Source organism: Haloarcula sp. H-hyl6, from assembly GCF_056934455.1.
Window position 1 is genome coordinate 2,181,767 of record NZ_JBRIIK010000001.1, and the last position, 20,155, is coordinate 2,201,921.

The 20,155-nt window shown below is 68.2% G+C and carries 28 protein-coding genes; 12 read left to right on the forward strand and 16 right to left on the reverse strand.

Annotation, left to right across the window (positions count from 1 at the left end; all coding sequences use genetic code 11):
- Positions 1–894, forward strand: a complete 894-nt coding sequence (locus Hhyl6_RS11280) for a CBS domain-containing protein (protein ID WP_483739290.1) — start codon at positions 1–3, stop codon at positions 892–894.
- A gap of 64 nt (positions 895–958) precedes the next feature.
- On the forward strand, positions 959–1,693 hold the full coding sequence (locus Hhyl6_RS11285) for an N-acetyltransferase family protein (RefSeq protein ID WP_483739291.1): 735 nt from the start codon (positions 959–961) through the stop codon (positions 1,691–1,693).
- On the opposite strand, the gene Hhyl6_RS11290 is transcribed toward Hhyl6_RS11285, so the two are convergent.
- Genes Hhyl6_RS11290 through Hhyl6_RS11300 form a run of 3 tightly spaced genes read right to left on the reverse strand, consistent with a single transcriptional unit; the run spans position 1,690 to position 3,937 of the window.
- Positions 1,690–2,733: a nucleoside recognition protein gene (locus tag Hhyl6_RS11290; protein ID WP_483739292.1), complete on the reverse strand. Its 1,044-nt coding sequence runs from the start codon at positions 2,731–2,733 to the stop codon at positions 1,690–1,692. The genes Hhyl6_RS11285 and Hhyl6_RS11290 overlap by 4 nt on opposite strands.
- A gap of 60 nt (positions 2,734–2,793) precedes the next feature.
- Positions 2,794–3,315: a magnesium transporter gene (locus Hhyl6_RS11295; RefSeq protein WP_483739702.1), complete on the reverse strand. Its 522-nt coding sequence runs from the start codon at positions 3,313–3,315 to the stop codon at positions 2,794–2,796.
- 43 nt (positions 3,316–3,358) lie between these two features.
- Positions 3,359–3,937, reverse strand: a complete 579-nt coding sequence (locus Hhyl6_RS11300) for a magnesium transporter (protein WP_483739293.1) — start codon at positions 3,935–3,937, stop codon at positions 3,359–3,361.
- Positions 3,938–4,051: 114 nt separating this feature from the next.
- Here Hhyl6_RS11300 and surE point away from each other — a divergent pair, with 114 nt between their 5' ends.
- Positions 4,052–4,933 carry a 5'/3'-nucleotidase SurE gene (surE, locus tag Hhyl6_RS11305; RefSeq protein WP_483739294.1) on the forward strand — a complete coding sequence of 294 codons (882 nt, stop codon included), beginning with the start codon at positions 4,052–4,054 and terminating at the stop codon, positions 4,931–4,933.
- Positions 4,934–5,024: 91 nt separating this feature from the next.
- Here the strand turns inward: surE and Hhyl6_RS11310 are convergent, their stop codons facing one another.
- Positions 5,025–5,423, reverse strand: coding sequence for a universal stress protein (locus Hhyl6_RS11310; protein WP_483739295.1), 399 nt, complete (start codon positions 5,421–5,423; stop codon positions 5,025–5,027).
- Positions 5,424–5,513: 90 nt separating this feature from the next.
- Positions 5,514–6,911 (reverse strand): signal recognition particle protein Srp54, encoded by a 1,398-nt coding sequence (locus Hhyl6_RS11315; protein WP_483739296.1) that lies wholly within the window; start codon positions 6,909–6,911, stop codon positions 5,514–5,516.
- A 106-nt stretch (positions 6,912–7,017) separates the two neighbouring features.
- Here Hhyl6_RS11315 and Hhyl6_RS11320 point away from each other — a divergent pair, with 106 nt between their 5' ends.
- Genes Hhyl6_RS11320 through Hhyl6_RS11330 form a run of 3 tightly spaced genes read left to right on the forward strand, consistent with a single transcriptional unit; the run spans position 7,018 to position 9,038 of the window.
- A complete protein-coding gene (locus Hhyl6_RS11320; protein ID WP_483739297.1) occupies positions 7,018–7,926 on the forward strand; it encodes an AEC family transporter in 909 nt (302 codons plus the stop codon).
- Between the two features lie 35 nt (positions 7,927–7,961).
- Positions 7,962–8,342, forward strand: coding sequence for a cupin domain-containing protein (locus Hhyl6_RS11325; protein WP_483739298.1), 381 nt, complete (start codon positions 7,962–7,964; stop codon positions 8,340–8,342).
- A 45-nt stretch (positions 8,343–8,387) separates the two neighbouring features.
- Positions 8,388–9,038 (forward strand): bifunctional 4-hydroxy-2-oxoglutarate aldolase/2-dehydro-3-deoxy-phosphogluconate aldolase, encoded by a 651-nt coding sequence (locus Hhyl6_RS11330; protein ID WP_470311646.1) that lies wholly within the window; start codon positions 8,388–8,390, stop codon positions 9,036–9,038.
- 172 nt (positions 9,039–9,210) lie between these two features.
- Here the strand turns inward: Hhyl6_RS11330 and Hhyl6_RS11335 are convergent, their stop codons facing one another.
- From Hhyl6_RS11335 to rpl18a, 5 genes are all read right to left on the reverse strand, one after another.
- Positions 9,211–10,797: a Coenzyme F420 hydrogenase/dehydrogenase, beta subunit C-terminal domain gene (locus Hhyl6_RS11335; protein WP_483739299.1), complete on the reverse strand. Its 1,587-nt coding sequence runs from the start codon at positions 10,795–10,797 to the stop codon at positions 9,211–9,213.
- Positions 10,790–12,526, reverse strand: coding sequence for a nitrite/sulfite reductase (locus tag Hhyl6_RS11340; RefSeq protein ID WP_483739300.1), 1,737 nt, complete (start codon positions 12,524–12,526; stop codon positions 10,790–10,792). The genes Hhyl6_RS11335 and Hhyl6_RS11340 overlap by 8 nt, the downstream gene beginning before the upstream one ends.
- A gap of 222 nt (positions 12,527–12,748) precedes the next feature.
- Entirely contained in the window at positions 12,749–13,984 is a 1,236-nt protein-coding gene (gene ftsY, locus Hhyl6_RS11345) for a signal recognition particle-docking protein FtsY (protein WP_483739301.1), read from the reverse strand.
- A gap of 7 nt (positions 13,985–13,991) precedes the next feature.
- Positions 13,992–14,459, reverse strand: coding sequence for a prefoldin subunit alpha (gene pfdA, locus Hhyl6_RS11350; RefSeq protein ID WP_483739302.1), 468 nt, complete (start codon positions 14,457–14,459; stop codon positions 13,992–13,994).
- On the reverse strand, positions 14,456–14,629 hold the full coding sequence (gene rpl18a, locus Hhyl6_RS11355) for a 50S ribosomal protein L18Ae (protein WP_483739303.1): 174 nt from the start codon (positions 14,627–14,629) through the stop codon (positions 14,456–14,458). Before rpl18a ends, pfdA begins: the two co-directional genes overlap by 4 nt.
- A gap of 138 nt (positions 14,630–14,767) precedes the next feature.
- Here rpl18a and Hhyl6_RS11360 point away from each other — a divergent pair, with 138 nt between their 5' ends.
- Positions 14,768–15,124, forward strand: coding sequence for a DUF5658 family protein (locus Hhyl6_RS11360; protein ID WP_483739304.1), 357 nt, complete (start codon positions 14,768–14,770; stop codon positions 15,122–15,124).
- Between the two features lie 21 nt (positions 15,125–15,145).
- Here Hhyl6_RS11360 and Hhyl6_RS11365 read toward each other — a convergent pair whose 3' ends face one another.
- On the reverse strand, positions 15,146–15,280 hold the full coding sequence (locus Hhyl6_RS11365; RefSeq protein ID WP_483739305.1) for a hypothetical protein: 135 nt from the start codon (positions 15,278–15,280) through the stop codon (positions 15,146–15,148).
- Positions 15,281–15,371: 91 nt separating this feature from the next.
- Here Hhyl6_RS11365 and Hhyl6_RS11370 point away from each other — a divergent pair, with 91 nt between their 5' ends.
- The gene (locus Hhyl6_RS11370) at positions 15,372–15,536 is read left to right on the forward strand and encodes a hypothetical protein (RefSeq protein WP_483739306.1); all 165 of its coding nucleotides are present in this window, start codon (positions 15,372–15,374) and stop codon (positions 15,534–15,536) included.
- A gap of 48 nt (positions 15,537–15,584) precedes the next feature.
- On the opposite strand, the gene Hhyl6_RS11375 is transcribed toward Hhyl6_RS11370, so the two are convergent.
- From Hhyl6_RS11375 to Hhyl6_RS11385, 3 genes are read right to left on the reverse strand one after another with little or no spacing between them, the layout of a single operon-like run.
- A complete protein-coding gene (locus tag Hhyl6_RS11375) occupies positions 15,585–16,250 on the reverse strand; it encodes a translation initiation factor IF-6 (protein ID WP_483739307.1) in 666 nt (221 codons plus the stop codon).
- Positions 16,251–16,252: 2 nt separating this feature from the next.
- Positions 16,253–16,531: a 50S ribosomal protein L31e gene (locus tag Hhyl6_RS11380; RefSeq protein WP_483739308.1), complete on the reverse strand. Its 279-nt coding sequence runs from the start codon at positions 16,529–16,531 to the stop codon at positions 16,253–16,255.
- Positions 16,531–16,683 (reverse strand): 50S ribosomal protein L39e, encoded by a 153-nt coding sequence (locus Hhyl6_RS11385; protein WP_166966678.1) that lies wholly within the window; start codon positions 16,681–16,683, stop codon positions 16,531–16,533. Before Hhyl6_RS11385 ends, Hhyl6_RS11380 begins: the two co-directional genes overlap by 1 nt.
- Before the next feature lie 144 nt (positions 16,684–16,827).
- On the opposite strand from Hhyl6_RS11385, the gene Hhyl6_RS11390 reads away from it, so the two are divergent.
- Positions 16,828–17,343 carry a hypothetical protein gene (locus Hhyl6_RS11390; RefSeq protein WP_483739309.1) on the forward strand — a complete coding sequence of 172 codons (516 nt, stop codon included), beginning with the start codon at positions 16,828–16,830 and terminating at the stop codon, positions 17,341–17,343.
- On the opposite strand, the gene Hhyl6_RS11395 is transcribed toward Hhyl6_RS11390, so the two are convergent.
- Both Hhyl6_RS11395 and thpR read right to left on the reverse strand, forming a co-directional pair.
- Positions 17,340–18,152, reverse strand: a complete 813-nt coding sequence (locus Hhyl6_RS11395; RefSeq protein WP_483739310.1) for a ZIP family metal transporter — start codon at positions 18,150–18,152, stop codon at positions 17,340–17,342. The genes Hhyl6_RS11390 and Hhyl6_RS11395 overlap by 4 nt on opposite strands.
- A gap of 82 nt (positions 18,153–18,234) precedes the next feature.
- Positions 18,235–18,798, reverse strand: a complete 564-nt coding sequence (thpR, locus tag Hhyl6_RS11400) for an RNA 2',3'-cyclic phosphodiesterase (protein ID WP_483739311.1) — start codon at positions 18,796–18,798, stop codon at positions 18,235–18,237.
- 81 nt (positions 18,799–18,879) lie between these two features.
- Here thpR and Hhyl6_RS11405 point away from each other — a divergent pair, with 81 nt between their 5' ends.
- From Hhyl6_RS11405 to Hhyl6_RS11415, 3 genes are read left to right on the forward strand one after another with little or no spacing between them, the layout of a single operon-like run.
- Positions 18,880–19,104 (forward strand): hypothetical protein, encoded by a 225-nt coding sequence (locus Hhyl6_RS11405; protein ID WP_483739312.1) that lies wholly within the window; start codon positions 18,880–18,882, stop codon positions 19,102–19,104.
- A gap of 32 nt (positions 19,105–19,136) precedes the next feature.
- Positions 19,137–19,868: a tetratricopeptide repeat protein gene (locus tag Hhyl6_RS11410; protein WP_483739313.1), complete on the forward strand. Its 732-nt coding sequence runs from the start codon at positions 19,137–19,139 to the stop codon at positions 19,866–19,868.
- Complete coding sequence (locus tag Hhyl6_RS11415; RefSeq protein ID WP_483739314.1) at positions 19,865–20,155, forward strand: DUF424 domain-containing protein; 291 nt, start codon at positions 19,865–19,867, stop codon at positions 20,153–20,155. The genes Hhyl6_RS11410 and Hhyl6_RS11415 overlap by 4 nt, the downstream gene beginning before the upstream one ends.

Genomic DNA, 20,155 nt, shown 5'->3' on the forward strand with positions numbered 1-20,155 from the left:
ATGCTCGTCCCACTGCCCGTCAGGGAGGTCATGCAGTCGCCGGCCCGGACTATCGACCCGGACAGTTCCGTGGTGGACGCCGCGAGACGGCTTCGCGACGAAGGTATCGGCTCGCTCGTCGTCGAGCGAGACGGCGACTGCGTCGGCATCGTCACCGAGAGCGACGTCGTCGCCGTCACCGCCGAAGAGGGCGACACGAACGCCCTGACCGTCGGCGACGTGATGGCCACGGCGCTGGTCACCATCGGTCCCGACGCCGACGTGGAGGAGGCCGTCGAGCGCTTCCGCACGCACGGCGTCAAGAAACTCCCCGTCGTCGAGGACGGCGAACTCGTCGGCATCCTCACGACGACGGACCTCTCCCGGTACATCCCGCACCTCGCTCAGCCAGCGCCCGCCAGAGACGTGAAACCGGAGCGTCGTCGGTTCACCCGCCCGGACACGCTGTACGAGGACGAAGACTGGGAGTTCGAGAGCTACGGCACCGCCGACGGCATCGACGTCGGCGACCACGTCCGCTTCTCGAAGACGCTCTCCGAAAGCGACGTCGAGCGGTTCGCGGAGGTCAGCGGCGATACGAACCGCCTCCATCTGGACGACACCTTCGCCGAGGCCAGTCGGTTCGGCCGTCGCATCGTCCACGGCACCCTCGTCTCCGGCATCATCAGCGCCGCGCTCGCCCGACTGCCGGGGATGACCATCTACCTCTCGCAGGAACTCAGCTACCGCGGCCCCGTGGACATCGGCGACCGGGTCACCGCCCACTGCGAGGTGGTCGAGCAGTTGCAGGAAGACCGGTTCCGCCTCGCGACGGCCGTCGACGACGGCGATGGGAACTGCGTCGTCGAGGGCGACGCAGTGGTCATCTCGGACCCCATCCCCGGCCCGGGATAACGACCGTCGTGAGAAGTGATAACAGATGGCAATCGTTAAGCCCGCGCCGCGCCGTGTCGTACGTATGGAAGCCTTCGAACGGCCGACGTTCGAGACGAGTGCGGCCAGAGCGGTCTACCAGTACGTCGAACGACACGGGACGGCGGCCCGACACCGGGCGCGGGCGGCGACGGAGTTGGACAGCGAGACGTTCGACGAGGCGCTCGAACACCTCCTCTCGAAGGGGTACCTCGAAGACGACGGCGGGACGCTGGCGGTGGCACTCGACGTGGGAGCCATCGAGACCCACACCACCGACTCGTTCACCTACGTCATCCGGCCGGCCCGGCCCGACGACTTCGACGGCCTCGTGGAGGCCATCCGCGACGTCTCCGCCGAGAGCACCTACGTCGTCGCCGAGAGCGTCGCCGAACAGTTGCTGTACGAGGACGCCGTCACGCGGCACAACACCGTCCAGTCGCGCGTGTTCTTCGTCGCCACCGTCGACGACGAGGTGGTCGGCTGGTGTCACCTCGACCTGCCGCAACTGGACAAACTCCGGGAGACGGCGCAGTTGACTGTCGGCGTCGTGAGCGACCACCGCGGCGAGGGCATCGGGAGTCAACTCATCGAGCGCGGGATGGAGTGGGCGCGGGCCAACGGCTACCGGAAACTGTACAACAGCGTCCCCGCCGTCTCCGAGAACGCGCTGTCGTTCCTCGAAGCCCACGGCTGGCACACCGAGGGCATCCGCCGGAACCACTACACCGTCGGCGACGAGGAAGTGGACGAAGTGATGATGGCCTACGCGTTCGACTAGGCCAGCAAGACGACCAGCGCGACGGCTATCCAGACGATTTTCAACCCCGTGTTGACGGCGACGACCTTCGCCCCGAACTCACGGCCCCAGATGCCGTACTGGAAGGGAATCGACCGCTTGAACGTCGAGACGGCGAAGGAGACGATACCGCCGACCAGCATCGTCGCCACGGCCGTCCGGGCGGTGAAGGTGCCGTCCCGAATCAGCGGCGCGATGACCACCGCTCCAGAGGTCGTGTCGAGGGAGAACGCGGCGACGACGGGCACCGCCGCCCCGGGCAGACCGAGCACTCCGGTCAGGTCGCCGGCCGCGCCGACGACGCTCGCCCCGCCCGCACCGAACAGCGCGAGCAACTGGTCGGAGTACGCCACGAGCAGCGAGACGACGACGTAGATAGCGGCCAGTCGCGGCAGGATGTCCCGGACCTTCTCGACCGTCTCGGCGTAGGCCTCGCGGACCTTCGCCTCGCGGTCCGTCGAGTCGTCGTCGGCCGCCACGTCGCGGCCGCCGTCCGGACTGGCCTCGTGGTCGGCCGGAACGCCGGCCGCGTCGACGTTCGACTCGTCCAGTAAGACCGCCCCCGCCGCGATGCCGGTCAGCGTGATGGCCAGTGCCACGAGGCCCCGCGTGGTGACGTAGAGGACGCCGACCCGCGCGCCGAGAATCGGAATCAGGATGGGCGCGTAGAAGGTGACGATGTGCTGGGCGAACCCGAAGAACGTGTTTATCGTCACCGCCACGAGCGTCGCCCGGTCGTCCAGCACGCCCGAGTCCCGGAAGTCGGCGAGCATCCCGTACCCGGCGGTCGGGGAGGCCGTCGTCGTCAGGATGGCCGTCCCCACCTCGTCCGGGAGGTTCGCCGGCCCCGTCAGGTACCGGGAGACGGTCGCAATCCTGTCGACGAGGCCGAACGCGACCGCGAGGTTCGCGAGGAACACGCCCAGCGAGAGGAAGACGGTGATGCGCAGGACCCGCTCTGCGACGTCGGCCAACAGGCCGGCGACCGGGTGTGCGAGGAGGTCGGCGACGAGCGGCAGCACGCGTGAAAATCGGGCCGTAGACGGCAAAGGTCCGTCGGTCGGGGCAGATAGTGAGCGCGCTCAGGTGACCAGCAGTCGCACCGCGCCGAACAGCACCAACACCCCGAGGACGTCACAGACGTTCGTCACCACGGGGATGACCACGTCGTCGGGGTCCAGTTCGAACCGGTAGGCGGCGTACGTCGTCAGCGTCGTGACGGCGATGGCGAGCGCCGCGAGCGTGACCCCGCTGGTGAGGGCGACGGCGACCACCATCGGGAGCGAGAGGCGGACGCCCCCGAGGACGGCCTGCACCGCCCACGCGCCGGCGCCGACCAGCGGGAAGACGGTGACGGCGAGCGCGACGATTGCGAGGGCGTTGCCCGCCAGTCGGTCGTCCGTCGGGTCGAACGAGAGCAGGCCGAGGTGGAACGCCGTCGAGAGGCGGGCCGCGAGGATGCTCCCGAGATTGCCGGCCATCCCTATCGTGACGGGGACGAGGACGAGCAGCGACGGGTAGCGCAACAGCGTCGACTCGAAGGTGTCGAGGACGAGGCCGCTCCCGAGTTCGATGGCCGTGAGGACGACCAGCACCGGGAACATCCGGCGGACGATACCCCGGACCGTCCACTCGGACGCGGCCACGTCAGGCCCCTCCCAGCGCGAGGACGAGTCGCGTCGCACCCAACAGCGTCGCGATGCCCACCACGTCACCGGTGGTCGTCACGACGGGACCGGCCAGCGTGTCCGGGTTCAGCCCGCACCGGTAGCCGACGAAGACGACGGAGACGACGGCGACGGTGAGGAGGACGCCCGAGACGAGGCCGGCCACGAGCGCGATGCCCACCAGCGTCATCAGCGGGGCGGAGGGACGCCCCAGCGCCACCAGCAGTGCGACGGCCAGCACCGCCGCCACCCCGCTGACGAGGACGCCGTTCGCCAGCGCTCCCGCCACGGCCGCGTTGACTCGCTCGTCGGCCAGCGAGAAGTGGGGTTCGACCAGCCCCTGATGGAGTGCAGAGCCGAGTCTGGCACCGAGCGACCCGTAGACGTTCCCCCGCGTGGCCAACAGCGCCGGCACCAGAACGAGCAACCCCGCGACCTGTTCCAGTTCCGCGTCCATCCCTCCGAGGACGACGCCCGCGAAGAGCCCTCCCGCCGCGCTGAGCAGCAACACCGGGATGGACTCCCGATAGGCCTCGACGGCCACCTCGCGGACGGTCATTGTTGGATGCAACCGGCCCCACTCGCAAAAAGAGGGGTGTTCGCCGCCCGGTCGCTCGGTCGGCGCGGCGGCGGACCGAAGCGTTCACCACGCCACGCTCGAACCCACATTCCGATGGACGAGCCACGGGTCCTCCTGACGAACGACGATGGCATCGACGCGTCGGGGCTTGCCAGCCTCTACGAGGAACTGACCGCTGTCGCGGACGTCACCGTCGTCGCGCCCACCGAGAACCAGAGCGGCGTCGGCCGGACGCGGAGCCACCGGACCGCCCGCGAGTCCCACCCGTGGGGGTACGCGCTCGACGGGACGCCCGCGGACTGCGTGGCCTACGGCCTCCGCGGCCTCGACACCGACTTCGACCTCGTTGTCTCGGGGTGTAACCATGGCCCCAACACCGGCAACTACGTCGTCGGGCGCTCCGGCACCGTCGGTGCCTGCGTCGAGGCCGGGTTCCTCGGCGTGCCGGGCATCGCCGTCTCGGCGTACCACTCGACGGACCTCTTCCCCTCGCCGCCCGAGAACTACGACTACGACCGACCCGCGCGGGTGACCACGGAACTCGTCGTCCGCACCCTCTCGGGGGACACCTTCGGCGACGCCGACCTGCTGAACGTGAACGTCCCCGTCGACGAACCGGACCCGCAGATGCGGGTGACCGACCCGCTGACGGACTACGACCTCGCCGTCGACCACGACCCCGAGGACGACGTCGACGAGAAGGCCAACACCGGCACGGAAGGGGACATCGCCCTCCGTGACGTCGTCTGGCCCGACACGGTCGGCTGGGAGAACCCGTTCGACGTGGTCGACCGCGAACGGTTGCGCGAGCGTTACCCCGTCGGGAGCGACCGCCGCTCGCTGGTCGACGGCGAAGTGAGCGTCTCGCCGATGGTCGCTCACGCCGGCGTGGGGGCCTCGGCCGCGCTCGAGGCCGTCGTCGAGGGATTCAACGAGAACGAGGCCGCCCGCACGCGGGCCGACGCCGACGAGTGACGCGGGCCGACGCCGACGAGTGACGCGGGCCGCGTTCGCCGACCCAGCGAACGCCCGTGGCTGTTGTTACGGCCACCCGAGTGCGTAGCCGCTACGCTCGCTCGCCGCCACACACCATCACCGGCCGGTCCGTCCCGAGGAGGACGCCCTGCGTGACGCTCCCGAACAGCACCTTCCCGGCGGGCGTCCGCTTGCGAGCGGCGACGACGAGGAGGTCCGCGTCTCGCTTCTCGGCCACGTCGAGCAGTGCCTCGGCCGGGTCGCCGCTCGTCCCCTCTAGGGAGACGTCGACGCCGGCCTCCTCCAGCACCTCCCGGGCCCGTCGGACCGCCGCGACTTGCGTCACCGTCCCCGCCTCGGGGTTCGTCTCGAAGTCGTGGACCAGCGTCACGTGCGTCTCCTCGTGGTCCAGCGGCATCGCGACGAGTTCGGTCGCCTGTGTGCGCGCTCGCCGTTCGTTCCGGTCGATGCCGACGACTATCTCGTACATACTCGAAGGTACGGTCGACGGGCCATTAAGCCGTCAGCGTGGTCTCAGTGACCGAGAACCGCCGATTGCCGGACTTCGCGACTGGGGCGCTCAGAACGGGCCGGGACCGCCGCCGCCCATGCCGCCCATGCCGCCACCGCCGCCGCCCTGTTGCATCTGTTTCATCATGCGCTCCATGTCGCCGTCGCCCATCCCCTGGAACTGCTTGAGCATCTGCTCCATCTGCTTGTGTTGCTGGAGCAGTTCGCGGATGCGCTCCTCTGGCTTGCCGGACCCGCGAGCGATGCGCTCGGTCCGGGACTGGCCGACCACTCGGGGGTTCTCCAGTTCCTCCTCGGTCATCGAGTCCATGATGACCTCGAAGTCCCGCATCCGCTCTTGGGTGACGTCCATGGCGTTGTCCGGCAACTGGTCCATCAGTCCGCCGCCCAGCCCCGGAATCATGTCCATCACTTGGTCGAGCGGCCCCATGTTGTTCATCGTCTCCATCTGCTTGCGCATGTCCTTGAGGGTGAACTGGCCCTCCAGCATGTCCTCGGGGTCCCAGTCCTCCTCCTCTTCGCCCGTCTCCTCCATCGCCCGCTCGACGCGCTCGGTCAGTTGCTTCAGGTCGCCCATCCCGAGCAGTCGGGAGATGAACCCCGAGGGCTCGAAGCGCTCGATGTCCTTGACCGTCTCACCGGACCCGAGGAAGGCGATGGTCGAGTCCGTCTCGTCGACGGCCGCCAGTGCGCCCCCACCTTTCGCCGTCCCGTCGAGTTTCGTGATGACGACGCCGTCGATGCCGATGGCCTCCTGGAAGTCCGCCGCCTGACTCTTCGCGCTCTGGCCCATCGCCGCGTCCAGCACGAGGAGGTTCCGGTCCGGGTTCACCTCGGCTTCGATGCGCTCTATCTGCTCGATGAGTTCCTGATTCAGGCCGTCACGACCCGCCGTGTCGACGATGCGGACGTCGGCGTCCTTCGTGGCTTCGAGCCCCTCGCGGGCAATCGTCACGGGGTCGTTCTCGTCGGGGTCGCCGTAGAACTCCACTTCGGCGCGGTCGGCCATCTCCTTCGCCTGGTCGTACGCGCCGGGGCGGTCGGTGTCCGTCTGGATGACGGCCGGACGGAGGCCCTTCGTCGAGAACCACCACGCCATCTTCGCCGCCGTCGTGGTCTTCCCCGACCCGTAGAGACCGGCGAGCATGATGGTCTGCTCTTCGAGGGGGAGGTCCGTCGACTCGCCGACGAGGTCGACCAGTTCCTCGTAGACGATGCGCAGCACCCAGTCACGCGGCGTGGTGCCGGCCGGCGGTTCCTCGTCCAGCGCGCGCGACTTGATGTTCTGTGAGAGCTCCTGTACCAGCGAGACGTCGACGTCGGCCTGCAACAGCGACCGCTGTATCTCCTTGACGACGTCCTCGATGTCCTCCTCGGAGATGCGGGACTTCCCGCGGAGGTCGTCGAGAGTCCCCCGCAGGGAACTCCCCAAATCGTCGAGTACCATTGTTGGCCCGAGGTACGCGACCGCACGGGTAAAGGCTTGTTGTCACCGGGAGTCGGGGCCACGGCGGTGACGAAAGGGACAAGAGGGCCAACCGGCTGGAACCGATATGGCCGTCCTCGGACAGCTAACCTACATGCTCGCCTTCCTCGCCGCCGGCGTCGGCCTGCGCCGCGTCGGCGTCCTCGACGAGGACCGGACGAGCCTGCTGACCGGGGTCGCGTTCTACGTCGCCCTCCCGGCGCTCGTGTTCGCCTCGACGTACGACCGGCCGCTGGGCGAACTGGTCTCGCCGGCGCTGCTGGGCGGGTTCTGGCTGGTACTGGCGCTGACCGTGGCCGTCGGGTGGGTCGTCCACCGCGACCACGACAGCGACGCCCGCCGGAGCGTCGCCGTGGTCCAGTCCTACCACGGGAACATGGGCTTTCTCGGCCTCCCGCTGGTGGCCGCCACGCTCGGAGGCGAGGCCGCCGCCGTCGCCAGCGTCGTCCTCGGCGTCGGGTCGTTGAGCACCGTCCCCATCACCGTCTTCCTGCTCGTGCGACTCAACGACAGCGAGGCGTCGCTCGCGGGGGAACTCCGCGAACTGCTCACCAATCCCGTCCTCGTCGCGTTGGCGGCCGGCGTCCTCGCGTCGCTCGCCGGCGTCGGCGTGCCGGGTCCGGTCCTCACGGGCCTCGAATCCGTCTCGGCGCTGGCCCTGCCGCTGGCGCTCGTCTGTATCGGCGGCACCCTCGATACGGACCTCTCGCTGTCGGCGCTGAGCGAGAGCACGGGCGTCGTCGCGCTGAAGGTTGTCTGGATGCCCGTCCTCGCGTGGGCGGTGTTCTCCGCGCTCGGGTTGGACCCGACCGCACTCGGGGCCGCCGTCGTGATGCTGGGCGTCCCGACGGCCGTCTCGACGTACGTCTACACGAACGAACTCGGCGGCGACGAGGCGTTCGCGTCGCTGAACGTCTTCGCGACCACCGTCGCCTCGCTCGGGACGCTCTCGGTGCTGGTCTGGCTGTTCGGGTGACCACCCTTTTGCCCGCCGCCGTCCCCACAGTCGCTATGGGCTACCACCACCTCGACCCCGACGACCTCCCAGAGACCGAGGACTACCCCTGTGACCGACGGGGCATCTCCGACGCGGCCGAACTCCACGCACTCCACGCCGCCACCTACGAGATGGCCCCCGGCGAGCAACTGCCCCGGACGTACCACTACCACGAACAGCGAGAAGAGCTGTTCTACGTCCTCTCGGGGACGCTTCACGTCGAGACGCCAGACGGCGAGTTCGTCGTGCCCGCCGGCGAGGTGTTCGTCGCCGAACCCGAGAGTCCACACCGCGCGTTCGTCCCCGAGGACGCCGACGCGTCGGTTCGAGTGTTGGGCGTCGGCGCGCCGAAGACGGACATCGCCCTGCCGTACGACCCCAAGGCCGAGGACTGACGCCTTTCACCTACGCTTTTGGCCCCTGCCCGCGCACCGTCGCCTATGACGAGCAAACAGGCAGTCCAGCAGCAACTCGTAGACAGCGGCGTCACGGCCGTCCTCCGCGGCATCCCCGAGGAGAAGATGGTCGACGTGGCGAAGGCCGTCCACGAGGGCGGCGTCACGGCGCTGGAACTCACCGCCGACGCCAAGCGCTGTTCGGACATGATAGCGGCCGTCGACAAGGAACTCGAGGGCACCGACGCCGTCATCGGTGCCGGCACCGTGATGGACGCCGCCGCCGCGCGCAACGTCATCGAGGCCGGCGCGGAGTTCGTCCTCGCCCCGAACCTCAACGAGGACGTCGTCGACGTCTGCAACCGCGAGGGCGTCGTCTGCGTCCCCGGCGTGATGACGCCCAGCGAGGCCGCCGACGCGATGGAAGCGGGCGCGGACATCCTGAAGATGTTCCCCGCCTCCACCGTCGGCCCGGGCCACATCGGCGCACTTCAGGGACCGCTCGGCGACGTGCCCATCATGCCGACCGGCGGCGTCTCCACCGACAACGTCGCAGAGTACTTCGACGCGGGCGCCGTCGCCGTCGGGGCCGGGTCCGCGCTGGTCGACTACGAGGCCATCGAGAACGACGACATGGACCAGGTGCGCGAGAGCGCCGCCGAGTTCGTCGAGGCCGTCGAGGCCGCGCGGGAGTAGCGAGGTTCCGCAGGAACCTCGAACGCGAACGGGGAGGAACGACCCGTGAGCGGTAGCGAGGGGCGCGCGACTGCAAGGAGCGCGGCCCTCGGTGGAGCGGGGAGTGGAGCGAAACCGCGGAGCATAGCGAGAGCGCGACCGTGGGGAGCGGTCTCGAACCCGAACGGTAGCGTCAGTGGTCGGCCTCGTGGGGGTGCAGTTCGGTGCCGTACTGCTCGGCGTGGTCCGCGTAGTCGATGAACCGCGGCGCGTCGGGGTCGAACGGCCGCTCCAGCGACTCGAAGGCCTTCTTCTTGTCCCAGTTCTGGAGGCCGCCGATGGCGCTCCGGTCCTCCAAATCGTGGTAGTCGAGGTCCGGTTCGGTCAGTTCCCACGCTCGGAGGCCCTGTTCGGTCCGGACGATGACCGAGGAGTACTCGTCGCTGGACCCGACGGACCCGACGGTGAGGTCCGCGCAGTAGCCCGTGAAGTCGGCACACTCGTCACAGCCCTTGAGCGCGGCGTCGTGGAACGCCTCGACGTCCTCGACGAGGATGGGGTCGCCGTCGTGGTCGTACACCCGCATCTCGCCGTCGAGGACGTCGAGTTTGCCGATGTCCTCGGGCTGGACGTCCCGCTTCTCGGCCAGTTGCTCGCCGACGAGCGAGTAGTAGTTGAAGTTCTTCGTACACATCAGGGCGATGGTGTAGTCGACGGCGCGGACGCCGTCCTCTTGGGCCGCGTAGTCCCACTCGAAGTCCTGCAGGGCGCGGATGCCCTCGATTTCACAGGGCGTGCCGACGAGGGCGAGCGACGCCTCCGAGAGCGGGACGTCGAGTTTGTGTGCCCACCGCGAGAGGTCCAGATTGCCCAGCGCCAGCGTCTGGTTGTAGAAGCTTCCGGCGTTCTCGATGCACTCCTCGGGCGTCGTCGCGAGGAACGACTCGGCCTTCCACGTCTCCTCGTCGCTCTCGGTGGCGACGAGCGCACCGTCTATCTCGCCTGCCTCCAACAGGTGACAGAGAATCGACGTGACGAGGCCGCCGTCTTGAGCGTTCTCGCGCCAGTCCTCCTCGACCTTCGCCGAGAACTCAGTGATGGGGTCGCCCGCACCTTTCACGTTGTCCTCGCCGCCGGTAATCTTCCACTGTCGCTCGTAGCGCAGGCCGCCGCGCGGGCACACGTCCCAGCACAGCGAACACCCGGTGCACATCTTGACCAGTTTCGGCAGGTCGTCCTCGCCGACGCCGATGGAGTCGCTCGGGCAGGCGGCGACACAGGTGCCACACTGGATGCAGCGGTCGGCCTGGATAACTGCCTCGTCGAGCTCCATGAACCACGTCTTCCCGTCGGGTTCGCTGACGTCGCTCATCTCGGCGCGGATGCCGTACCCCGGGGTATCGAGGTCCGCGCCGTCGGGGACGTTCACGCGCTCGTCCGGTTGCCCGCTCTCGACGTCCTGACTGACGCCCTCGGCGGGCGGCGTGAACTCGACGGGCTCGAGTTTGCCCTGCTCGTCGACGTTGCTGGCCGCCGCACCGCCGTCCGGTCGGACGGTCTCGTCGTGGCCGCCACAGCCACACGAGTCGCCGCACCCACACCCGGTGTCGTTCGAATCTGTCGACGGAACGCCCGGCAACGGCCCGGTGTCGCGGCCGCCGTCGGTGACGAGGCGGCGGTCGTCGTCGTCACCCTCCGCGCGGGGACGAGACGGCTCTACGAGTTCCGGGGCGGCGTCGGCGGGGGCGACCTGTACGTCGTCTCGCTCGCGCTCAGTCATCGTCGGCCACCTCCTCGCGTGCGCCGTCGTCGCGGGCTACGCCGCCGGCGACGTTGGCGTCGGCCCGTCGCATAATCGACCGCAGACGGTCGTTGTCGATACGGCGACACCACGCGTAGAAGCGCTCGCCGTCCTCGCGCTCGGCGGCGTACCGCTCGAACAGTTCTTCGAGCGCCGGAATCACGGCGTCGGCGGGGACGGCGTGTTCGACCCAATCGAGGAACTCGTTGTCGGAGCCGAGACTGCCGCCGAGGCCGAAGTCCATCCCCTCCACGATGGCGTCGCCTTCCTCGTTGGTGGTCCGCTCGGGGTCGGCTATCTGTACCGTCTCGCCGCGGAAGCCGATATCGGCTATCTGTGGCTGAGCGCAGGAGGCCGAACACCCGGACATGTGCATCCGGACCACGTCGACGTCGTCGGGGACGTCGACACGCCTGTCGAGGGCCTTCGCCCACCGGCGGACCCGCTGTTTCGTCTCGATGATGCCGTAGTTGCAGAACTCCGACCCGGTACAGCCCACGGCCCCGCGGGAGAACGGGCCGGGGTCGGGGCGGTAGTTGCGCGCGAACGGTTCGTTCAGAAGGTCGCCGAGGTTCGCCTCGGGAACGTGGGTGACGAGGAAGTTCTGGTCGGTCGCGAGCCGTATGGACGCCTCGTCGGTCCCGTACACCTCGGCGGCGTCGGCCGCCGCAGCGAACTCGTCGCCGCCCATCCGCCCGGCGACGACGTTGAAGCCGACGTACTTCAGGCCGTCTTCGCGCTGGTCGTGGACGCCCACGTGGTCGCCACGATACCCCTCCGTGAGGTCGGTCCCGCGAGTGGGCAGGGCGACGGTACAGCGGTCCCGGACGGCTTCCTCGAACGTCTCGGGGCCCATCTGCTCGACGAGGTAGCGCATCCGGCAGACCCCGCGGTTGTGCCGGTCACCCAGTTCCTTGAACGTCTGTGCGACGGCCCGGCAGAACTCCACGGCGTCCTCGGGTGGGACGAACACGTCGAGGCTCGAGGCCATCCGTGGGCCGTCCGAGAGGCCGCCGCCGACGCGAACGTGGAAGCCGTACTGCGGCGCACCGTCCACCTCGCGTTCCGCGGGCGTCAGGCCCACGTCGTTTATCTGGGACTGGGCGCAGTCGGCCCGACACCCGGTGATGGTCATCTTGAACTTCCGCGGGAGGTTGGCGTACTCGCGGTTCTCGGTGAAGTAGTCGGAGACGGCGTCGACGACGGGTTGGGCGTCGAAGCACTCGCCGTCGTGCAGGCCGGCCGCCGGACACCCGAGGACGTTGCGCGCGGAGTCACCACACCCCTGAATCGTCGTCAGGCCCACCTCGTCGTAGCGGGCCCATATCTCGGGGATGTCCTCGACTTCTATCCAGTGCATCTGGACGTCCTGACGGGTCGTGACGTCGAGGAAGGCGTCGCCCCAGACGGGGTTCTGCTCGTCACCGCCGTACTCGGCCGGTGCGGTGGCGAACTCGTCGGCCACCTCGCCGACGACGCGGGCCTGTTCGGGCGTCAGGCGGCCGCCGGGCACCTTCGTCCGCAACATGAAGTACCCGTCCTGCCGGCCGTGGGCGTACAGTCCCGCCCACTTCAGCCGTTCCCACTCACCGTCGCCGGCCGCGGCCGCTATCTCTTCGAAGGTCATCTCCGCGTCGGCGTAGCGTTTGACGTCCTCGACGACGTCGAGCGGGTGTTTCTCCTGTTTCCAGCGTTCGACTGTGTTCATGGGATAGCCACCTCGTGGGGTCGTACTGTGCCACACGACACCACGGGCAATCAACGCGCCCGTGGCGGCGAATACGGCCCCACCTCGCCCGACGCGGACAATGTTGCCGGAAATTGGCTGGCCGGGGTTCCGCTTCCGTCTGTCACTTGGTCCCATACCCAGACCGTTACCGAGCGCTCAGCGTCGGCAGTAGGGGAGAATAATGCCGGGAAGCCGTGCCCGTTACTCGTCGAACAGGCTGTCGACGATTTCTTCCGGGTCGAACGGTTCGAGGTCGTCGTAGCCCTGCCCGGTCCCGAGGAACAGGATGGGTTTCCCCGTGACGTGGGCCACGGAGATGGCCGCGCCGCCCTGCGGGTCGGCGTCGGCTTTCGTCAGGACTGCGCCGTCTATCTCGGCGGCGTCGTCGAACTCGCGGGCGCGGTTGACCGCGTCCTGCCCGGCGACGGCCTCGTCGACGAAGATGGTCATGTCCGGGTCGATGTTCCGGTCTATCTTCTCCAGTTGGGCCATCAGGTCGTCCGAGGTGTGGAGGCGACCGGCGGTGTCGCCCAGTACCACGTCCACGTCGTTGGCCTTCGCGTACTCGACGGCGTCGTAGACGACGGCCGTCGGGTCCGAGCCCTGCTCGTGTGTGATTATCTTCTTCCCGAGGTTCTCGGCATGCTTCTGGAGTTGCTCGTTCGCGCCGGCGCGGTAGGTGTCGCCGTTGGCCAGCACCGTCGACATGCCGCGGTCCTCGAAGTACTTCGCCATCTTGGCGATGGTCGTCGTCTTCCCGACGCCGTTGACGCCGGTGAAGACGATGACGACCGGACTGTCCGCCTGCTGGACGCGCTCGTCGAAGTCGAACTGGCCGACGCTGATGACGTCGTACAGCGCCTCTCGAAGCGCGTCCCGGACGAGGTTGCCCGTACTGGAGAGGCGGCGGCGGGTCTGACCGGTGAGGTTCTCCTCGACGCCGGCCAGAATCTCGTTGGCGACGTTCATCTCCACGTCGCTCGACAGCAGGGCGAGTTCGAGGTCGTCGAGGTGTTTCTGGAGGTCCTCCTCCTCGATGACCGTCTTCCCCGTAGCCATTAGCTTGGCTCGCTCGGTGAGACTACGACCGCCCTCGTCGCCGTCGTCGGCCGTCTCGTCGCCGTCTCCGCCTTCCGGGGCCGGTTCGTCGTCGGAGTCCTCGACCTGTCCCGGCGGTTCCGCGGCGGCGGTGTCGACGTCGGCCGTCGTCTCCGGTGACGCGGCCGCGTCGGCTGTCGGTTCGACCGTCTCCTCGCCGGGACCGCCCTCGGGGGTGTGCGCCTCGGCGTCGGCGTCGACCGACGGCTCCTCGACGGCCTCGGCGCTCTCCGACTCGGGTTCGCCACCCTCGGGTTCCTCCTCGACGGCCTCCTCGTCGACGTCCTCCTCGACGTCGCTGGTGAAGCCGCTGAGTTTGTCCTTCAGTCCGTCGAACATGGCGGCCTTACTCGTCGTCGCTCTGCTCTTCCTGCTGCTGTTGCATCATCTGCTGCATCTGCTGTTGTTGCATCTGCTGGGCCTGCTGTTCGAGTTCCTCCTTCTCGGTCTCGACTTCGGCGATTTCGGACTGGAGGTCCTCGATGCGGTCGTCCAGCGTCTCCTTCTTCGTCTCCAGCGATCTGACGGCACCCTCCTGGTCGCGCTCTGCGGCGTAGCCGCCGCCCAGCGAGACGACGACCTCGTCGATGTCGTCGACGGTCGCGCGGATGTAGGCGTCGCCGCCCACCGGGACCTGCACCGTGGACCCGGATTCGAGCGTCTGGATGGCCTCGATGGCCTCGTCGGCCTCGGTCTTCTCCTGGCGGAGGCTCTCGATTTCCTGCTCGATGGCCTCTATCTCCTGGTCCATCTGCTCGATTTCCTGGGAGATTTGCTGCATCTGACCGCCGCCGCCGCCACCGCCACCCATCATGCTGCCACCTCGTCGATGGTGATCTGGGTGCGCTTGAGGTTGTGCTGGGACCCGAGGTTGCTGAAGATGCGCTCCTCGGCGACGCTCTCGTTGGGTGCCTCGACCTCCGTCTCGAACTCCTGCGGCCCGTCGCGGGCCGGGAAGCTACCGCGGACAGTGTACGTGCTCATACCAGTCGATGCGGGCAGGAGAGGGAAGTATCTTCCCTTTAAGATTCGGCGCGGGCCCCCGGACCGCGAGTCGCGGACCCACCGGTGCGGCCCAGACCGGGCGGGATTTATCTCCTGCCCGTACCTACGACGTACCCGATGGGAGGAGACCGTTCGTCGGCGGCTACCGGAGCGGGGCGATTGCCCGTTGAGCGACAGCTCTCGGAGTCCCACGCGGTGCTGTGGACCGTGGTCGTCCTCGCGTCGCTGTTCGACATCGTGACCACCATGGTCGGCCTCGAACGGGGTCTCACGGAGGGCAACGCCGTCGCCCGGGCGTTCATCCAGACGTACGGCACCCCCGGTATCGGCCTGCTGAAGTTCAGCGCACTCGTGGTCGTTGTGGTCCTCTGGGCCGCTCTCGACGACCGACGGGCGACGGCCGTCCTCGCGGCGTTCGCACTCGTCTCGCTGGTGGTCGTCGCGCTGAACGCGGCGACGCTGGCGTCGCTGTGAGGGCGTCGCCCTCGGCGAACCTCACTCGGCGCTTGCGGCGTAAATCATGTCCCCACCGCACTCCGGACAGGACGGTCTGAGAACGTCGGTCTCGTACTCGCACCGACGGCAGACGAGGCGGTTCACCGGTTCCACCGTTGGCTCTCTGCGAACCATGTCTGCCAGTACGGGCGCGTTCGTGTTAACGTTTGACTATGTCCCGCGTTCGGCGACGATATTTACGCCGGTGGAGGTCCTACCGGTCGATATGGGTGGAACGACCTACCGGTGCGTCTGCGGCGCGACCCTGCGGTACAGACAGGACCTGCGGCGGGAACGGGGTGGAACCGCCCGGACGTGGTCGTGTGACGACTGTGGGACGCCGGTACCCGGCGTCGTCGCCGAGCGCCTCAGCCACCAGCATCCGTCCTGACGGCGGACGAACGGCGGCGACCGTCGAGAACGGCGGGAGAAAGCGGCCTCAGTCGATGTAGCCCAGCGCCGCGTCGATGCGGCCCAGTTCCGGGCCGGAGGTGTCAGAGCCACAGACGTAGCCGTAGTCGTTGGCGACGAGGCCCGACCCGACCAGCGGTCCGCCGTAGTTGACGGTCCCGATGTCGGCGGGGACGCCCAACAGGTCTTCCAGCGCGTCCAGTTCGCCGTCGGTCGCCTTCGGGTGACAGAGGACGCCGCTGTTGTTGGCGACGGCCGCGGTGCCGACCGTGTTGACGCCGGCGATGACGCCGCGTTCGACCGGCACGTCGAGGCCGTCCCGCACCGCCTGCACGGCCTCCCGGGAGAGGTCCGGGTGGACGTACGCGCCCGCGTCGTTACAGCAGACGACGTTGCCGGCCGCGTTGATGCGGCCCGGCAGTTCTGTCACCGGCACGTCGGCGACGTCTCGGATGCGCTCGATTTCCCCCTCCCGGACCCGCGAGGAGACGAGCAGGCCGTTCTCGTTCCCGGTGGCGAGCGCCCCGACGGTGGCCGAGTGGCCCACCGTCGTCGGGACGACCGGGGCTTCGAGTTCGTCAGCGAGGTCCGCCCGCAGCGATTCGTCTACGTCGGGGCGGACCAACACACAGTCGTCGGTCGCACGGGCGAAGACACCGACGTACGACGACCCAGAGAACGCCGCGCGGAGCAACGTTATTCCGCGGTCTCGGCTTCGACGACTGCTTCGCCCTCTTCCTCGAATCGGGCGGCGCGCACGCGAAGCTTACTCGGCGGACTCGACCGGCCCTTGGCCCACGTCGTCTCGTTGATGGAGGGGTCGATGCGGACGGCCCCCTCCTCGACGGAGAAGTGCTGGGCGAGGTGCTCGCGGACGAGCGTCATCGCCTTGTCGGCGCGCTTGTGCTTCGGTTCGGCTCGGACGTCTCGGAGCGGAATCGTGACGACGCGCTCCTCGAAATCACCGGCGCTCATTATTCGTCAGTGTCGTTCCGCCGCCAGTGGCGACGCTTGTGGTTGCGCTGGACCTCTCGGTCGGTCTTGAGCATGACCCAAGCCGGCACGCGGCTGTTCTGGTTGTCGAGTTTGGCCAGACGCTTCTTCTTGGCCTTCGACTTCTTACTCATGGTGTCCCGTGTGTTCCGCGCCACGACTTAAATTCCTTCCTTTTCCGGCCGCGCCGTGTGGCGGGACCGGTTCGCTGACCGGCGTTATCAGGGCTTGTAAGCGGGCGCGTAGAACTAAGTGGGGAAATCGGCGAGGTTCAATCGATGAAGCGCCGGTCGGTACTGCAGACGCTTGGCACAGGGCTGACGGCCGTCGGGAGTGGCTGTCTGGGGGGCGGCGGGGACGTCATCGTGAGCGTCCAGCAGGACGTTACCGTCGGCCCGGGGACGGCGTGGGTGAAAGAGTCGATACCCGACCTCTCGGAGTCGGGCGGGGCCATCGAGTACATCGTCCGGTCGGAGACGCCGTTCGACGTGTACTTCTTCGCCGACGAGGCGGCGTTCGCGGCCTACGACGCCTACATCAAGGGCCGTGACCCCGAAGAGACGCCGCCGGGCCACCCGGAGTTCAGCCAGACGGCGCTCCCGAAGGAGAACTCTGACCTCTACGAGGCGTCGACGACCGACGGCGGGAACCGCGAGTCGGTGACGATGGCCGGTCCGTACTTCTTCGCGGTAGACCACTCGAACTACCGGATGGAGACGCGAGTCGGGGAGTACGACGACCCGCTGACGGCGTTCGTCGACCTGAAAGTCATCCGGAAGCGGACGCCGTTCTAGACGAACGCGAGGGGAACCATCGCCAGTACGCCGACAGCGACGCCGGCGGTGAGTTCCCACCGTCCGCCGCCGCGCAGGTTCTCACCGTACTCCAGCGCCTCGGGGACGAACTCGGTGGCGACGAGGTACACCATCGCGCCGGCGGCGAACCCGAAGCCGAAGGGGAGGAACTGCTTGGCCAGCGTGACGAAGTAGTAGGCGACGACCGCCCCCAGCGGTTGCGGGAGCGAAGAGAAGACGGCCCACCAGACCATCCGCCACTCGCTGACGCCGAGCGACCGGAGGGGGATGGCGATGGCGGTGCCTTCGGGGACGTTGTGGATGGAGATGGCGACGGTCATGAACACCGCCAGTAGCGGCACGGCCGTCCCCGCGACGAGGAGCGTCTCACCCGGCGCGACCCCCTCCAGACCGAGTTCGGCGAAGGAGACGCCGACGGCGACGCCCTCCGGGAAACTGTGGACGGTGAGGATGCCGAGGATGAGCAGGAGTTTCTTGTAGTCCGCCTGTTCGAACTGCTTCGGGTTGTGGTCGACGTCGTCCAGTACGCGGTCCGCACCCTCGACGAGGAGGACGCCCGCGAGGACGCCCGGAACGAGGAGGAGAGCGCCGCCGTAGGCGAGGCCCTCGCGGACGAGGCCGAACAGCGACGCGGAGACCATGATGCCGGACGCAAGTCCCCACAGGACCACGTTCCAGCGGTCCGAGAACTCTTCGACCAGGAAGAACGGAATCGCGCCGAGGCCCGTCGCTAACGCCGTGAGGAGACCGGCGACGAAGACGAAAGCGACGTTCTCGAAGGCGACCATATCGGAGCTAAGCGACTCGTCCCTATAACAATTATCACGAACCTGATTGTTTTTCGGTCGGCCTAGAGTCCGTCGAGCGTCGTCATAGTATAATCGGCTCGACAGTACTGTACGCCGGCCCGTCTTCCCGCAGGACGCTCTCTGTCAGGCGAACCTCGTCGACCTGCAACCGGCCCACGTCGGGGTCCTCGTTCTCGACGACACGCTGGACCTGCGCCTTCCCGCCGGCGTGGTCCATCCGAGCGACGGTGGCGTGGGGGGTGAAGTCGTGGTCTTCGGGGTCGAAGCCCATGGCGACGGTGCGGTCCTCGATGGCCTCGTGGAGCGCCGTCAGTTCGGCGTCGCCGTGGCCCTCGCGGACCCCCACCCAGACGACGCTGATGTAGTCGAGCGACGGGAAGACGCCGAGGCCGCCGAACCGGGCCTCGAACGGTTCGACGCCGCTGTCTTCGACCGCCCGTTCGAGTTCGGCCGTGAGGTCGTCGACGCGGTCGGAGTCGGTGTCGCCGAGGAACTTCAGCGTGACGTGGACCTGTCCGGGGTCGGTGACCCGGAGGCCCGACGCGCCCTCGAAGCGACCCTGCACGTCGCGGACGGCGTCTTCGAGGCCGTCGAGGTCGACGCTGACGAACAGTCGTTTGCCCATGCCCGGCCGTACGCGGGCCGACCACTTCGTCGTGGGTGGTCGCGACCGAACCGTTTACTCGCTGGGCCCACACCGACCGGTATGGACGACGTCGCCCTCCTCCGCCGGACCGTCCGCCGCTGTACCGCCGTCGTAGTCACGGCGCTCGGAGTGGTAATCGCCGCCCTCGCCGGGTCGACGGCGTCGCCGGTCGGCGTCGCCATCTCGTTCGGTGCGCTCCTGTATCTGGCCGGGAGTCTCGTCTTCGTCCCCGAGTCGAGCGACCCCGACGAGGACGGTTCACGCCGGAACGAATCCGGGACGTAGCCCTTAACCGCCCTGACCGTCAATCGGAGGGTATGACAGACCGAGAGCCCGAGGAGCACGACTTCTCCGAGGGGCAAGGGTTCGACGACCCGTACGAGGGGTTCGACCTCGAACCCCCGGAGTTCGAGGTGGACCCAGACAAGGTCGACCCCGTCGACTCCCGCGTCGTCACGGACCTGCTCGACCGGCGGAACGTCTCGAACGACGCCATCGACCCGGAGCAACTGCTCGACGTCGGGTTGGAGTACATGCACATCAACCGCCACGAACAGGCCGCCGAGACGTTCGAGCGGGTCGCGCAGTACACCGACGACGACCGCCTCGAACAGGAGGCGTGGACGAACAAGGGCGCGGCCCACGCCGAACTGGAAGAGTGGGACGCCGCCATCGGCGCGTACAAGGAGGCCCTCGACCACGACGAGGACTCGGAACACGCCGCCACCGCCGAGACGAACCTCGCCTACGCCCTGTGGGAGTCCGGCCGCTCCGAACAGGCGCTGGAACACGCCGAGCGCGCGGTCGAAATCGACCCGCGGTTCGCCGAAGCGTGGTACAACCGCGGCTTCTTCCTGCTGGAACGCGGCCTCGCCGAGGACGCCGTCGAGGCGTTCGACAACGCCATCCGTCTGGGCTTCCGGAACGCCGACGTCCTGGAGGAGAAGGCCCGCGGACTGGAGGAACTGGGCGAGTACGAGGAGGCCGAGGAACTGGCCGACGAAGTCGAGGAGATGCGCCAGAACGCCGAAGAGCAGTTGCTGGAATGATACTCAACGAGCGCGAAACCGACGAGGGACTGCTCGTCTCCGTCTGTGACCCAGACATCATGGGCGAGACGTTCGAGGACGGGCCGGTCTCCCTGACCGTCGACGAGGAGTTCTACGGCGGCGACAGCGCCTCCGAGGACGAGGTCGTCGACAGCCTCGCCCGGTGTAGCGTCGCCAACATCGTCGGCGAGGACAGCGTCGACGTCGCCGTCGAACACGGGTTCGTCGACGAGACGAACGTCCTAGACGTCGACGGGACCCGTCACGCGCAGTTGCTCTGGCTCTGA